This window comes from Streptomyces sp. NPDC040610, from assembly GCF_055594065.1.
This window is the reverse complement of the sequence record NZ_JBVIXA010000008.1, coordinates 445,088-459,210: the sequence shown is the minus strand read 5'-3', so window position 1 is coordinate 459,210 and position 14,123 is coordinate 445,088. Positions and strand designations below refer to the sequence as shown.

Below are 14,123 nucleotides of genomic sequence, written 5' to 3'. Positions count from 1 at the left end.
GCCGCAAGGCGTCCCGGGGACACCCTCGCGGAAGGAGCGCCACCGTGCAGGTCGCCGTCGTGGGATCGGGTCCGAGCGGGGTCTACACCGCGCAGAGTCTGGTGCAGCAGGACCGCGTGCCGGACGTGCGGGTCGATGTGCTCGACCGGTTGCCGTGTCCGTACGGACTGGTGCGCTACGGCGTGGCACCGGACCACGAGAAGATCAAGTCCCTCCAGAACAACCTGCGTACGGTCCTGGAACACGAGCGGGTGCGGTTCTTCGGAGGCGTCGAGGTCGGGCCCCGGGCGCTGTCACCGGCGCGGCTGCTCGGCATGTACCACGCGGTGGTGTACTGCGTGGGCGCGGCCACCGACCGGCACCTTGGCGTGCCCGGCGAGGACCTGCCCGGCAGTTGCTCGGCCACCGAGTTCGTGTCCTGGTACAGCGCCCACCCGGACGTGACGGTCAACGGCGCGGGGCCGCCCGACCGCTTCGTGCGCGGGGTGGAGTCGGCCGTGGTCATCGGCGTCGGGAACGTGGCGGTGGATGTCGCGCGGATGCTGGCGCGCGGCGCCGCCGAGCTGATGCCGACCGACATTCCGCAGGAGGCGCTGGGCGTCCTCGCCGGGAGCCCGGTGCGCGAGGTGCACATGGTGGGGCGGCGCGGGCCGTCGCAGGCGCGGTTCACCACGAAGGAGCTGCGGGAGCTCGGCTCGCTGCCGGACACCGAAGTCGTCGTGGATCCGGCGGAGTTGGCACTCGACCCGGCGTACGCGGATCCGTCGGGGCTGCCCGCCGCGAACCGGCGCAATGTCGAGGTGATGCGCGGCTGGGCGGCCGGGCGGCCCGAGCAGGCACCCGCCCGGCGGATCCGGCTGCGGTTCTTCCTGCGGCCGGTCGCCGTGCTCGACGCGGACGGCCGGGTCGGCGGGGTGCGGTTCGAGCGGACGCTGCCGGACGGCCGTGGCGGGGTGACGGGCTCGGGGACGTACGAGGCCATCGCGGGCCAGCTCGTGCTGCGCTCCGTCGGCTATCGCGGGGTGCCGCTGGCGGGGCTGCCGTTCGACGAGGGGACCGGCACGGTGCCGCACGCGGCGGGGCGGGTGCTGCGCGACGGCACGGTCTCCCCCGGCGAGTACGTGGCGGGCTGGATCAAGCGCGGCCCCACGGGCGTCATCGGCACCAACCGCCCCTGCGCCAAGGAGACGGCGCTGTCCCTGCTCGACGACGCCCCGGCCCTGCTGGAGCGGGCGGTGCCGGGCGATCCGGCGGTGGCGCTGCGTGCCGCGGGGGCCGAGCCGGTCGAGTGGCCGGGATGGCTGGCGATCGAGCGGGCGGAGGCGGAGCTGGGGCGTTCGCTCGGGCGCGGCTCCGTGAAGATCCCGGACTGGCCGGGGCTGCTCTCGGCGGCACGCGGCGGACTGCCCGGCCGGGCGGGCTGAGCCGACGCACGCCTCGGCGCCCACTCCGGGCGGGGCAGGCCCACCGCCGAAGAGGTCAGGCCCCGAGCCGCTCCGCCTGCCGCGCCGCCGCGTCGAGGACACGGTCGACGAGCCCGGGAAACAGCGCGTCCAGGTCGTCCCTGCGCAGCGCGTTCAGCTTCGACGTGCCCCGGTAGTTCTGCTGGATCACGCCCACCTCGCGCAGCACCCGGAAGTGGTGCGTGGACGTGGACTTGGTGACGGGAAGGTCGAAGTGGGAGCACGTCAGGCCCGCCTCCTCACTGGCGGCCAGCTCCCGCACGATGAGCATGCGCAGCGGGTCGGACAGCGCGTGCAGCACGCCTTCGAGGCGGATCTCCTCGCGCGCCGGGTGAGCGAGCGCGCGGGCACTCGGTGCGGCGGTCGTCATGGCGGCTCCACTCTCCCTGTGCGGCCGGGGGCGGCCGTGTGCGGTGCGGACGCCTCCAGTGTACGAGTAGTACGAGACTCATCGTAGTTTGACAGATGCCGTACTACGATGCCTATCGTACGAGAGGGAGGCGCACCCCCGGCGGCCCCGGCCGCAGGCGCCCCCCTTCCGTACCGCCGCCGTCACTACTGGAGGCCGCCGTGAGCGCGCTGTTCGAGCCCTACACCCTGCGATCGCTGACCATCCCGAACCGTGTGTGGATGGCGCCGATGTGTCAGTACTCGGCGGCGGCGTCGGGCCCGGAGGCGGGCGTGCCGAACGACTGGCACTTCGCGCACTACGCGGCGCGCGCCACCGGCGGCACCGGCCTGATCCTGGTCGAGGCGACCGGCGTGAGCCCCGAGGGCCGCATCTCCCCGGCCGACCTCGGCATCTGGAACGACACGCAGGTCGAGGCGTTCCGCCGCATCACCGGCTTCCTGAAGCAGCACGGCACCGTCCCGGGCATCCAGCTGGCGCACGCGGGCCGCAAGGCGTCCACCGACCGGCCGTGGCTGGGCGGCGCGCCGCTCGCGCCCGGTTCGGCGGAGGGCTGGCAGCCGGTCGGGCCGAGCCCGGTGGCGTACGACGAGCGGCACAGCGTACCGACGGAGCTGACCGTCGCTCAGATCCATGGCGTGGCACGGCAGTTCGCGGACGCCGCACGGCGCGCCCTGGACGCCGGGTTCGAGGTCGCCGAGGTGCACGGCGCGCACGGCTATCTGGTCGGCGAGTTCCTTTCGCCGCACTCCAACCGGCGCACCGACGCCTACGGCGGGTCGTTCGAGAACCGCGTCCGCTTCGCCCTGGAGGTCGTGGACTCCATCCGCGCCGTGTGGCCCGAGGACAAGCCGCTGTTCTTCCGCATCTCCGCCACCGACTGGCTGGAGGAGGGCGGCTGGACGGCGGACGACACCGTGCGCTTCGCCGCGCTCCTCAAGGAGCACGGTGTCGACCTACTGGACGTGTCCACCGGCGGCAACGCCGCGGGCGTCAAGATCCCGGTCGGGCCCGGCTACCAGGTCCCGTTCGCCGCGCGGGTCCGCGAGGAGACGGGGCTGCCGGTCGCCGCGGTCGGCCTGATCACCGGTGTCGAGCAGGCCGAGAAGATCGTCGCCAACGGCGAGGCGGATGCCGTCCTGCTCGGCCGTGAGCTGCTGCGCAGCCCGTCGTGGGCGCGGCAGGCGGCGCGTGAGCTGGGCGCCGAGGTACGGGTGCCGCAGCAGTACCTGCGGTCCGTCTGAGCCGATCCGGCGCCCGGTGCGGGGTGGGACCCACCCCGCACCGGGCGCCGTTCTCGGCCCGCGGGCTCACGCCCCGGGATCGCAGCAGCCGTCCCGCCGCATGAGGCGGCCCACCTTCAGCCAGTCGGGGCCTTCGTGGGCGTGCCGGGTCGCCTTCGGGAACGCGGACACCAGGTCGTCGGTCTCGTACGGAGTGCCGCCGCGCAGCACCGCCACGGTCCGCACCAGCGACGTGAAGTCCGTGAACGGGTCGCCGTCCACGACCGTCAGGTCGGCGATCTTGCCCGACTCGACGGTCCCGAGGTCCTCCGCGACGCCGAAGAGCCGCGCGGGCAGCACCGTCACGGTGCGCAGCGCCTCGACCGGCGAGAGGCCGCCGCGGTGCAGGGCGCGCAGGCCCAGGTGCAGGGACAGGCCGATCGGGACGAGGGGCTGGTCGGTGCCGAGGGCGACGAGGCCGCCGGCGGCGAGGACGCGCCGGTAGATGTCGGTCTCCGTGCGCAGCGTGGCCAGTTGGGCGGCCGTCGGCGGGGTGCCCGCGCCCTTGACGACCGCCGCCGCGTCCCACGGCGCCATCACGGCGGTGACCCGGGGGTCGTCGGCGAGGCCGGGGTCGGCGCCCAGGAGCGGTGCCGAGGTGAACGGCGTCGCGATCATCGCGAACCGCGCTCCCCGTGCGCTGTAGATCTCCGTGACGTCGTCGTAGGCGCGCCCTGACGCCGTGATGGCGTGCCCGAACTCGGCGCGCTGGGTGGCCTGCAGATGGGTCGTCAGGTCCTGCCCGGACTGGATGCCGGGCGACAGGAAGTGGCTGCCCGCCCGCACGCCCAGGCGTTCGTGCGCGAACCGGGCGGCCTCCTCCATCACCCAATTGGGCGCCCGCACATAGGTCTTGACGAAGTCCCAGTCGAGCTGCGCGGCCCGTTCCAGGGAGCGGCGCAGGCCCGCGCGGGTGCGGTGGGCGCGGCCCATGCTGTACGCGACGCGCCCGCCGTCGAGGAGTTCGCCGGTGGTCAGCAGGCGGGGCCCGGCGAGCTGCCCGGTGGCGACGGCCTCGCGGAGGCGCGCCTGCTCGTACGCGAAGCCGCCGAGCGAGACGGCCGTGGTGATCCCGTACGTGAGCTGGCCGACGGTCTGGCGGCCGCCGTAGGTGCTCTGCCACGGGTGGGTGTGGGTGTCCCACAGCCCCGGCAGGACGGTGCGCTCCGAGGCGTCGACGCGCCGGAGGGTGCCCGCGCGGGAGGCGCGGTGCGGTTCGACGGCGGCGACGCGCCCGCCGCGTACGACGATGTCGACGTCCTCCCGGACCGTGTCGCCGGTGCCGTCCCAGAGCCGTCCGGCGTGTACGACCGTGTCGGCGGGCGCGGGCCTGCGCTGGTCGAGCGGGACGCGCACGGTGCGGGCGTGGCCGCCGTCGACGCCGATGAGGCGCAGCTTGGCGCCCGACAGGTACAGGAGCGTCTTCGAGTCGCCCGACCAGGTGGGGTGGTCGGCGGGTTCGGTGGTGAGGGTGCGCAGCTCGCCGCGCGGGCTGCCGTCGGGGGCGACGGGCAGCAGACACAGCGCGGACTCGACGATCACAGCCATCCAGCGCCCGTCCGGCGACCAGACGGGCCCGGAGTCGTACCGGTCGGCGACGGACGTGTGCGGCGCGACGGCGTGCAGCCGGGCGGTACCGGTGTCGGCGTCGACGACACGGATGAGGTTGTAGCCCTCGCGGAAGCGGAGGTTGAGGCGGTTGCGGTCGCACAGGGCGAGCAGGCGGCCGTCCGGCGACCAGCTCGGCCGCCCGGGAATCCCGCCGCCGCCGAGCGGGTCGGCGAGGACGCGTTCGGTGCCCGTGTCCAGGTCGCGCACGACGAGCCTGCCGGTCATGTCGAGGCAGGCGAGCCTGCGGCCGTCGGGCGAGAGCGCCGGGTGCACCCGGCCGCCCGTCGCCAGCGCGGTCTCCTTGCCGCTCGCCAGGTCTCGCCGGTAGACGCCGAGGAGTCCGTCGCGGTCGTCGGCGTACACCAGGGAACGGCCGTCCCGCGCCCACGACGGGGCGAGGAGATAGCGCGTGGGCTCCGCCCTGCGCAGCCGCTTCGGCGCGCGGCCGCCCTTCGCGTCCGCGAGCCACAGCGAATTGAGGGCCGCGAAGGCGACCTTGCGGCCGTCCGGAGAGAGCGCGGGCAGATGCACACCCCGCACGGGCCGCACCCGCTGCTCCGCGAGCCCGAGGTCGTACTCCTTGACCCGGTAGCGCGGCCGGTCCACGCGCAGCACACCGTCGAACGGGAGCGCCTCCGCCGTGCCCGGTGCTTCCGGGCGTACGAGAGTGAAGCGGCCGTCGACGGTCAGGAGCAGCTTGCCGTCCTTCGTCCAGCGCGGTGGTACGGGTGCGATGTCGCCGGTGACGTCCACCCGCTTGCCGTCGACGACGAGCGCGCAGGACGCGGCGGGCGAGGGGGTGGTGCGCAGATACGCGAGGCGGCGGCCGTCCGGGCTCGGGGCGGGCGTCATGACCTGGGCGTTCTCGGTCTCGGTGTGTTCCACGACGACCGGGCCCGCCCCGTCGGCCGGGACAGCGGCGACGGTCCGTGCCTCCAGGGCCAGGCCGGTGGCCGTGGTGACCCCCTTCGCCCGGACGAACAGGATCCGCTTCCCGTCCGGCGACCAGGCGGGGTCGAAGTCCTCCCAGGGGCCGTCCTGCAGCGGGCCGCCCTGCCCCGGCACCCCGGTGACGCGGGACAGCTCGCCGCCGCGCAGATCGAGGACGTGGATGCGGTAGGGGCTGCCCGCGACCGGGTCGCCGCCGCGCTCGGAGGCGAAGGCGAGCCGTGTGCCGTCGGGCGACCAGGCCGGACCGCGGTCGTCCCAGGGGCCCTCGGTGCGCTGCTCGACCTCCGAGCCGTCGGGACGCATGGTCCAGATGTGGAAGCCGCCGCCCTGGAAGGCGCAGAACGCGATGAGGTCGCCGTCCGGTGAGTACACCGGCCGGTTGGGTTCCAGGCCGGGCGGCGTGAGCGGGGTCGCCCTGCCCCCGCCGCGCGGCTGGGACCACAGGACGTGCTGCACCTCGGCGACCAGCCGGTCGCCGGTGGGCGAGAGCGTCGCCGAGCCGTTGGTGGCCCGTCTGAACGACAGGGGCACACCGGCGGATTCCCGCGCGGCGGCAGGCCCGGCGCCCGCCACCCCGACGGCACCGGCGGCCCCGGCCACGCCTGCGGCGACGAGCAGTTGACGGCGTGACAGTTGGAAGGAACGAGGAGGAGGGAGGGGGGTGTGGTTCCTGTCGCGATCCATGCCAGGAACACTCGCGCACCACGCTGCGCTGAGCAACACCGCCTGCGCGGGGGGTCACGGGTGTCACTGGGGTGGCGGGCAGGGGTGTGGTGGCATGCGTGGGAACGGGCGCCCCCGGTACCCCCGGCGCCGCGGGCTCACGGGCTCACGGGCTCACGGGCTCACGGGCTCACGGGCTCACGGGCTCACGGGCTCACGGGCAGTCTCAAGGGTCAGCGGCGTGCTCGACTCGGCGGACGCCGTCGTGAGCGATCCGGCCGAGGACGTGACCGGCCTCGCCCTGTCCATCGGCACCGCCGCGACCGAGCGTGTGACCGCCGCGGCCGGGCTGACGACAGGGCCTTCCCAGCTGCGGCGACGCACGCGAGGGGCCTGGCGCCGCAGACCGCGGCCCGCGCACACCACGCACCCTGTGCAGCACACGCACCGGACGCCCCTGGCACCTACGGCCACAACTCCCGCGCCACCCTAGGGATTTCCCTAGGTGCCGCACCGACGCGGCGCCCGGCGGGGCGCTTCTACTCTGGGCGGCGTCGCCATGCGTCACGGCTCACGCCCTGGGCCGGTCCCCGGGAGGCGTTGTGCGCTATGTCATCGAGGTGTACCGCGAGCACGACGGTGTGTGCGGGAGCGTCGCCGCCGAGAGCTGCGGGAGTCCGCGGCCCTTCCACGGCTGGCTCGAACTTCTCGCGCTGCTCGAACCGCCGCTGCCGGAAGGCGCGGGCCCGGACACGCCTGCGCACCAGGAGTCGCCGGACGCCGGGCGGAACACGCCGCGCCGGGAGCCGCCGGGCGGCGGGCTGACCGCTCCGTAGCAGGCGGTCGAACGAGCGTCCGCACGGCTGCGGCCTGGCTAGTCCTCATGCACGGAAGTCGGAATTCGCCTTGTGCGGAGCGCCGGTCGCCCCTCATCGTGGTGTCCTGGCCATGCGCCCGGCACGGGTCACTGTCCCTTTCGGGTCACCCGCGGCCGGTGCCGATGCGCGGGGGCGGTGATGACACCCGAGGACACAGCGCACGACCTGTTCCACGCCCCGCCGCCCGGCGACGCGTTCTGCGGACGCACGCACGAACTGGCCGCGCTTCAGGAGGACTTCGCCGCTGTCTGCGCGGGCTCGCCGCGGCTCGTGCTGCTCGAAGGGCCCGGCGGCATCGGCAAGACGGCGCTGGTGCGCCGGTTCCTCGACTCGGTGCACGGCACCTGCGTGCTGCACGCGAGCGGTGAGGAGAACGAGAGCGCGCTGCCGTGCGGCGTGCTCGCCCAGCTCGTCGGGCAGAGCCCGCTGCCGGTGCCCGAGACCCTGGCCGGACTCGTCCGCGTACCGCAGTCCCTGCACGCGAACCTGCCGCCGCTCGCGGCCGGGTTCGGGCTGCTCGACCTGTTGAGCGAGGTGCAGGGCAAGGGGCCCGTGGTCCTCGTCGTGGACGACGCGCACTGGTCGGACCCCGAGTCCCTGAACGCCCTGACGTTCGCGCTGCGACGGCTGCGCCACGACCGGGTCCTCGCGATCGTCGCGCTGCGCGACCCGCAGGTGCCCGAACTGCCCGACGGGCTGCGCCGCCTGCTCACCGACACCCCCACGCGCCGCCTCGCCCTCGACGGCCTCAGCCCCGGCGAGCTGGCCGCGCTCAGCGTGCGCCTGGGCTCCGCGCGCCTTCCGCACTCGGCGTCGCAGCGACTGCACACCCACACGCACGGCAATCCGCTGCACGCCCGCGCGCTGCTCGGCCAGGTCCCGCCCGACGTCCTGCTCGACGTGGCGACGCCGCTGCCCGCGCCCCGGTCGTACGCCATGCTGGTGCTCGCCAACCTCGCCGACTGCGGGGCGGCCACCCAGCGCCTGGTGCAGGCGGTGAGCGTGCTCGGCCTCTCCTGCCGGCTGCGCACCGCCGCCCGCCTCGCGCGCGTCGCCCAGCCGCTGCCCGCGCTCGAACGGGCCGTCAAGGCGGGCCTGTTACGCGAGACCCCAGCCGGGGTGGCCCCCGAGGTCGCCTTCCCGCACCCGCTGGTGCACGCGGCGGTCTACCAGGACATCGGGCCCGCCCAGCGCGCCGCCCTGCACACCCGGGCCGCGGAGCTGGTCGACGACGAGTACACCAAGCTGCGCCACCGCGTCCTCGCCGCCACCGGACCCGACGAGCAGCTCGCCGACGCGCTGGCGACCTGCGCGCGCCGCGAGGCCGCGACCGGCCAGTGGGCCGTCGCGGGCACGCACTTGCGGCACGCCGCACGCGTCGCGACGAGCCCGCGGGAGCGGGACCGGCTCACCGTCGAGGCCGTCGAGGCGCTGCTGCTCGACGGCCGGGTCCAAGAGGCAGCCGAGCTGGCCAACGGCGTGCCCGACGGGGCCGATCCGGCACTGCGCGGGTACGTACGCGGCTATGTGGCGCGCGTACAGGGGCGTACGGAGGCGGCCCGGACGCTGCTCGCGGACGCCTGGGAGCAGTGCGACCGCGAGCGGGACCCGTCCCTCGCGGCCCGTGCCGCCGAGCAGTTGAGCTACGCGGCCGTGATGTGCGGCCGGGCCGCGCTCGCCGCGCAGTGGGCCGAACGCGCTCAGCGTCTGTCCACCGCGCAGGGACCGAGCCGCATGCTGCGCTTCAACCACCTCATCGCCCTGGGCCTCAGCGGCCGCGCCAAGGAAGGCATCGCGCTCGCTGCGGATCTGCCAGACCCCATGATCGTGCCGCTCAAGAGCATCGATCTGCTCCTCGCACGCGGGCAGTTGAAGCTGTGGTCGGACGATTTGCCGGGGGCGCGCCAGGATCTGCTCGGCGCTGTCGCCAACTGCCGGACCACGACCGTGCCGTTGCGGCTGCTCTCGGCGTCCGCGCTCGCCCAGACCCTGCACCGGCTCGGCGCCTGGGACGAGGCGCTGATCCACGCCGAGTCGTCCGCGTCGATCGCCGACGACACCGACCAGTCGTGGCTGAAGCCCGTCACGCACGGCGTGTCCGCGCAGATCCTGGCCGCGCGGGGCGCCTGGGAGCGTGCGTCGGACCATCTGCGGACCGCCCTCGACGTGCCGGGCGGCGCCGAGACACCCGTCGCGTACGCGTACGCGGTGTGCGCGCGGGGCCACTTCGCGGACGCGCGCGGCGAGCCGCAGGAGGCCGCGGACGCGCTGCGGCCGCTGCTGCGGTTCGCCGAGCAGGACGGCGTCAACGAACCGGGCGTGGTCGACTGGCAGCCGCTGCTCGGCGACGCGCTGGTGCAGCTCGGCGAGTTGGACGAGGCGGAGGCGGTGCTCGGCCCGTTCGAGGAGCGGGCGCGGGCCCGTGCCCGGCACGGATCGCTCGCCGCGGCCGCGCGGGCCCGGGGCAATCTGGCCGCCGCGCGCCGTGACCCCAAGCGCGCGCAGGCGGCGTTCGCGCGGGCTCAGGACCACGCGGCGCAGGTCCCGATGCCGTTCGTGCGGGCGCGGGTGGAGCTGGACCACGGGTCGTTCCTGCGCAGGATCGGCCGCCGGTCCCTGGCGATCGCGCAGTTGCAGGCCGCGTACACGACGATGACGGCGCTCGGCGCGGGGCCCTACCGGGCGTTGTGCCTCAGGGAGTTGAACGCCTGCGGCCGGGCGGCGCCCGACCTTCCGGCGGACGGCCGGGAGCGGGACGCCGCCGCCGACGCCCTGGACGGGACGCTCACCCCCCAGGAACTGGCCGTGGCACGCCTCGCCGCCCAGGGCCTCACGAACCGTCAGATCGCCACGGCGCTCGCCCTGAGCGTCAAGACCATCGAATACCACCTGGGCCACACCTACGCGAAGCTCGGGATCACCTCGCGGATCGGCCTCGTCCGACGGCTCGGGCCGCCGTCCTCGTCGCCGTCGGCGGGCTGAGGGAACCGGGGTAATCCCCGGCACGGTCCCGGAGGCGCGCGCCGCGCCCCGCTCGTACGGTCGAGCCGGTAGGGCAGGGCGAACGCGGGAGCCCACTGGAGGTGGCCCGATGGTTTCCATCAGGTACGGGGCGGCCGGGGAGGAGCGGCCGACACTGCGGCTGCGGCTGCTCGGGGGATTCCTCCTCAGCCGGGAGGCGCCGGAACCCGCCTGCGGGAACCCGGACTGCACCGCCGTGTGTCCGGACGACCCGGGCTGTCTCGACGCCCGCGCCGGTGAGCCGCTGGACGTCCCCGCGAGCGGCCGTCAGGTGCTCGCGCGGCTCGCGCTGTGCGGCACGGCCACACGCTCGGCGCTCGCGGGCACGCTGTGGCCCGACGTCACCGAGGCGCGGGCCCGCGCCAGCCTGCGCACCGCGGTGTGGCGGCTCAACGGGGCGGGTTCGGCGCTCACCGACACCCACGACGGCGCCCTCTCGCTCAGCCACCGGGTGCGCGTCGACATCCAGGACCTCACCCACGCGGCACACCACGTGCTGTCCGGTGACGCCCTGTCCGCGGCACGGGAACGGATGCGGACGGCCTACCAAGTGCTGCTCTGCGGACGCGAGTTGCTGCCCGGCTGGCAACAGGACTGGGTGGCCTTCGAGCGCGAGCGGCTGCACCAGCTGCGGCTGCACGCCCTGGAGGCGCTGTCGGCGCGGCTCGTCGCCCGGCGCCTGTACGCGCCCGCGCTGGAGGCCGCCCTGGAGAGCACCCGCGTCGACCCGCTGCGCGAGAGCGCCCACCGCGCGGTCGTGTCCGTGCACCTCGCGGAGCACAACCTCACGGAGGCGGTGCGGCAGTACGAGACGTTCCGCGAACTCCTCCTGAGGGAACTCGGCGTGGAGCCATCGGGCCAGTTCTCCTCGATGCTGCGGCACGCTCTGGTGTGAGGGGCGCGGTGGTCCTTCCTCGTGCGGGCGGGAGGACGGGCACGCTCCGGGATCGCGGGGGCGGGGCGCCGGACACGGCACCCACGGATGATGTGACGCCGCGGTGACGCCCGGCCGTCACGATGGGACGTGCCCCGTCCAGGATGCGGGGAGAAGGGGGATCTCCCCTGGTTGAGCGACGCGCCGGCCGTCACGGCCACCACCTGGGTGGTCGCTCATGCCCTGGACGGGGTGCCCACGTTCCGCGGGAGGCCGCGACACGGCCGACCCGCGGGGCACCTGCCCCTCCCCGCGCGCCCACGCGGCCCACCGGCCGTCGCGCTTTCGCCGTCCGCCTGCCCGCCGGCTTTCGCCGTCCACCCGCCTTCGGGACTGCCTCACTCCACCCGTCCACAGGGCTGCCCCCACACCCATGCCAGAGGGGCCGGGCTCCCCCGAGCCGCCCGGCCCCTCCACTCCTCCCCCGACTCCGGGGCCGGACTCCGCTGCCCGACCCCACCCCGCCCCCGCTCAGCCCTCCCCCGACTCCCGCAACCGCTCGATCGCCCGCTCCACCGGCCGGTGCGGCAACCCCGTCCTGCGGCACAGCTCGTCGCGCGGTACGTCCCGCAGGACCTCGTCCACGGGCTTGTCGGCGAGGGTCGCGATCTCGCGCACGTACGCCTGGACCCGGTTCACCGGGTCGGCCGCCGAGGGCCCGGCGGCAGCCGCCGTGAGGCCGCCGCCCGCCCCCGCCGCGGGCCGTCGGTCCTCCTCCAGCCACGTCGTCCAGACACCGCGCCCGACCAGGTGCTCGGCGACGCGCTCCGCCGTCGAACCGTCCTTGATCACTCCGGGGTCGGCGCCGTCGGCCCGGATGAGGAGCTGGCAGGAGGCGGCCAGCATCGGCGGCGACGAGACCTGCGGGGCCGCCCCGTCGAACAGCGTGCTGAGCGCGGCGAGGTCGGGGTGCCCGGGGACGTGCGGGGCGAGGCGCCGGACGACCTGGTCGAGGCGGCGCAGGTCGGGCGCCCGGTCGAGGAGCATCGCGTGCGCGCCGAGGATGCCGAGGAACGGGTCGGGGTGCCCCGATTCGAGCATCGGGAACAGCTGCCGTTCCGACGTCAGGTCCATGCCCTGGCGCAGCCCGGAGAGGGCGGCCTCGCGGGCGAGGTTCAGGGCCTCGTCGGCCGGGCGCCAGCCGGTGCCGAGCGGGGCCATCTCGACCGTGGCGTGCTGCGGCAGCGGCCCGTTCGGCCCGTTGCCGACGAAGACGAGGGTGGTCCAGCCCTCCGACACCCACAGGGCCTGGGCCAGCGGCAGCCCGTCGCCGGACGGTTCGCGCCGCCGCAGCCGGTAGCCCCCGGGCGCGAGGCGGCCGCTCCAGGCGGCCCAGCCCTGCTGCGGGTCGGCCCGCCAGCCCGGCTCGCCGCCGTCCACGGCCGTGCCGCTCCCGTCGGTGATCTGGAGGGCGCCGGGGTCGAGGTGCCAGTCGCGGCGCAGGTTGCGCAGCAGCACCATCAGGCTGGGCCGGCCCCGCCGATGCGTGGATTCCGTGCTCCAGCGCAGGGTGGCCTCGCGGTGCGCGGCCCGCGTGGTGACGGTGCGTTCGACGGGGGCGGGGGCGGGGACGCGGGGCAGGGGGAGGCGGGCGGTGAAGGCGGTCGTGCCGACCTCGACGAACTGGCTCGCCACGGCGCCCGCGAAGCGCTGCTCGATGCGGTAGATGCCGGGGGCGACGGTCGTCTCCATGGTGCCCATGCCGTGGGCGACCTCGGTCAGGGCCTCGTCGGTCACGGTGATGAGGACCGACGGGGTGTCGGGGATGACGACGAACGGCACCTCCGGGCGCCGCTCGGCCTCCTCCGTACGCGGCTGGTCAGAACTGGACAACGCTGCCACCCCCGGTGACCACCTCGAAGAATCCGCCGTCCCTGAACTCCGGCGCGGTCAGGCTGTCCGCGACGACTTTGTAGAGCCCGGGCACCAGGGACGCGACATGGTCCCCGTCGATGTCGAGCCTGCGCGGCTCGTCGAAGCCCCGGCCGCGCAGTTCGACGCCGCCCGTGAAGCCCGGCGGGAAGCGCAGGGTCACCGGGTACGACCCGACGCCGCCGAGCCCCCTGGCGAAGACGATCGGGTTGCTGGTCTCCCGCAGGAACCGGGCCTCCTGCGGGACGAGTTCCCCGGCCGTGCGGTCGAGGACGTGGCGGCGTACGTAGCGCGCGAGGCTGTCGGAGGTCACCTCGCCCTCGGCGGTGACGGTGCCGCCGCCCGCCCCGCGCAGGCCCTCCAGGAGGGCGCTGGTGAAGTGCCCGCGCGACTGGTCGGGGTGGGGCGAGAGCTGTTCGTAGGCGGGATCGCCGAGCGCCGAGCCGTAGCCGACGAAGCACTCGACTTTGTCGGGAGCCTCGGTGGTGTCCGTGAAGGGCGGCCCGAACGCGGTGACGCCGCCGAAGCGGGTGCGGCAGCAGTCGGCGAAGAAGACGATCTCGTGGAACGGCGACGCCGACTCGTACCAGGAGAGATACGGGCGTACGGCGATGTGGTTGCCGAGCAGGTCGATCGCGGCGTTGGCCATGAGCAGCGCGGCGTCGCCGCCGAACGGGGCGATGCCGTGCCCGGCGAGGAACACGTACAGCCGGGTCTCGGCCCAGTCGCCGCCGTCCGCGACGGCGGCGCGGACCGCGCAGTGGGTCCGGTACAGGGCGCGGTTGACGTTCTCGCGGGTCGGGACGGCGCTCATCACGTCGGCCTCGCGCTCGTCGCGTTCGGTGGCCGTGACGAGCGCGACGTTCCGCGCCGGTACGTCGCCTCCGGCCGAGTCCACGAGCCAGTCGTGAAACCGTGCCGCGTCGCCGCGCGCGCCGCTCAGGTCGCTGATCGCCGGATAGCGGTTGATGCCGACGACCACGGCGTAGTGCAGGTCGTTCATCGGGCTTCCCCCTTGTGCACCCGTGTGTGAGCCCG

9 protein-coding genes are annotated in these 14,123 nt (G+C 75.0%); 5 read left to right on the top strand and 4 right to left on the bottom strand.

Features of this window, described 5'->3' with window-relative positions:
• Positions 1 to 44: 44 nt before the first annotated feature.
• Entirely contained in the window at positions 45 to 1,424 is a 1,380-nt protein-coding gene (locus ACZ6AA_RS27705; RefSeq protein WP_471460642.1) for an FAD-dependent oxidoreductase, read from the top strand.
• 55 nt (positions 1,425 to 1,479) lie between these two features.
• Here ACZ6AA_RS27705 and ACZ6AA_RS27700 read toward each other — a convergent pair whose 3' ends face one another.
• Positions 1,480 to 1,833, bottom strand: a complete 354-nt coding sequence (locus tag ACZ6AA_RS27700; protein ID WP_471460641.1) for an ArsR/SmtB family transcription factor — start codon at positions 1,831 to 1,833, stop codon at positions 1,480 to 1,482.
• A gap of 200 nt (positions 1,834 to 2,033) precedes the next feature.
• On the opposite strand from ACZ6AA_RS27700, the gene ACZ6AA_RS27695 reads away from it, so the two are divergent.
• The gene (locus tag ACZ6AA_RS27695; protein ID WP_471460640.1) at positions 2,034 to 3,116 is read left to right on the top strand and encodes an NADH:flavin oxidoreductase/NADH oxidase; all 1,083 of its coding nucleotides are present in this window, start codon (positions 2,034 to 2,036) and stop codon (positions 3,114 to 3,116) included.
• Positions 3,117 to 3,182: 66 nt separating this feature from the next.
• Here ACZ6AA_RS27695 and ACZ6AA_RS27690 read toward each other — a convergent pair whose 3' ends face one another.
• Positions 3,183 to 6,401 (bottom strand): amidohydrolase family protein, encoded by a 3,219-nt coding sequence (locus ACZ6AA_RS27690; RefSeq protein ID WP_471460639.1) that lies wholly within the window; start codon positions 6,399 to 6,401, stop codon positions 3,183 to 3,185.
• A gap of 581 nt (positions 6,402 to 6,982) precedes the next feature.
• On the opposite strand from ACZ6AA_RS27690, the gene ACZ6AA_RS27685 reads away from it, so the two are divergent.
• The 3 genes from ACZ6AA_RS27685 (at position 6,983) to ACZ6AA_RS27675 (ending at position 11,174) form a co-directional block, all read left to right on the top strand.
• A complete protein-coding gene (locus tag ACZ6AA_RS27685; RefSeq protein ID WP_468456574.1) occupies positions 6,983 to 7,216 on the top strand; it encodes a hypothetical protein in 234 nt (77 codons plus the stop codon).
• 180 nt (positions 7,217 to 7,396) lie between these two features.
• Entirely contained in the window at positions 7,397 to 10,240 is a 2,844-nt protein-coding gene (locus ACZ6AA_RS27680; protein ID WP_471460638.1) for a helix-turn-helix transcriptional regulator, read from the top strand.
• Between the two features lie 109 nt (positions 10,241 to 10,349).
• Complete coding sequence (locus ACZ6AA_RS27675) at positions 10,350 to 11,174, top strand: AfsR/SARP family transcriptional regulator (RefSeq protein ID WP_471460637.1); 825 nt, start codon at positions 10,350 to 10,352, stop codon at positions 11,172 to 11,174.
• A 510-nt stretch (positions 11,175 to 11,684) separates the two neighbouring features.
• On the opposite strand, the gene ACZ6AA_RS27670 is transcribed toward ACZ6AA_RS27675, so the two are convergent.
• Together ACZ6AA_RS27670 and ACZ6AA_RS27665 are read right to left on the bottom strand one after the other, a co-directional pair.
• Positions 11,685 to 13,046, bottom strand: a complete 1,362-nt coding sequence (locus ACZ6AA_RS27670; protein ID WP_471460636.1) for a hypothetical protein — start codon at positions 13,044 to 13,046, stop codon at positions 11,685 to 11,687.
• Positions 13,033 to 14,088, bottom strand: coding sequence for a caspase family protein (locus tag ACZ6AA_RS27665; RefSeq protein ID WP_471460635.1), 1,056 nt, complete (start codon positions 14,086 to 14,088; stop codon positions 13,033 to 13,035). The genes ACZ6AA_RS27670 and ACZ6AA_RS27665 overlap by 14 nt, the downstream gene beginning before the upstream one ends.
• Positions 14,089 to 14,123 lie beyond the last annotated feature (35 nt).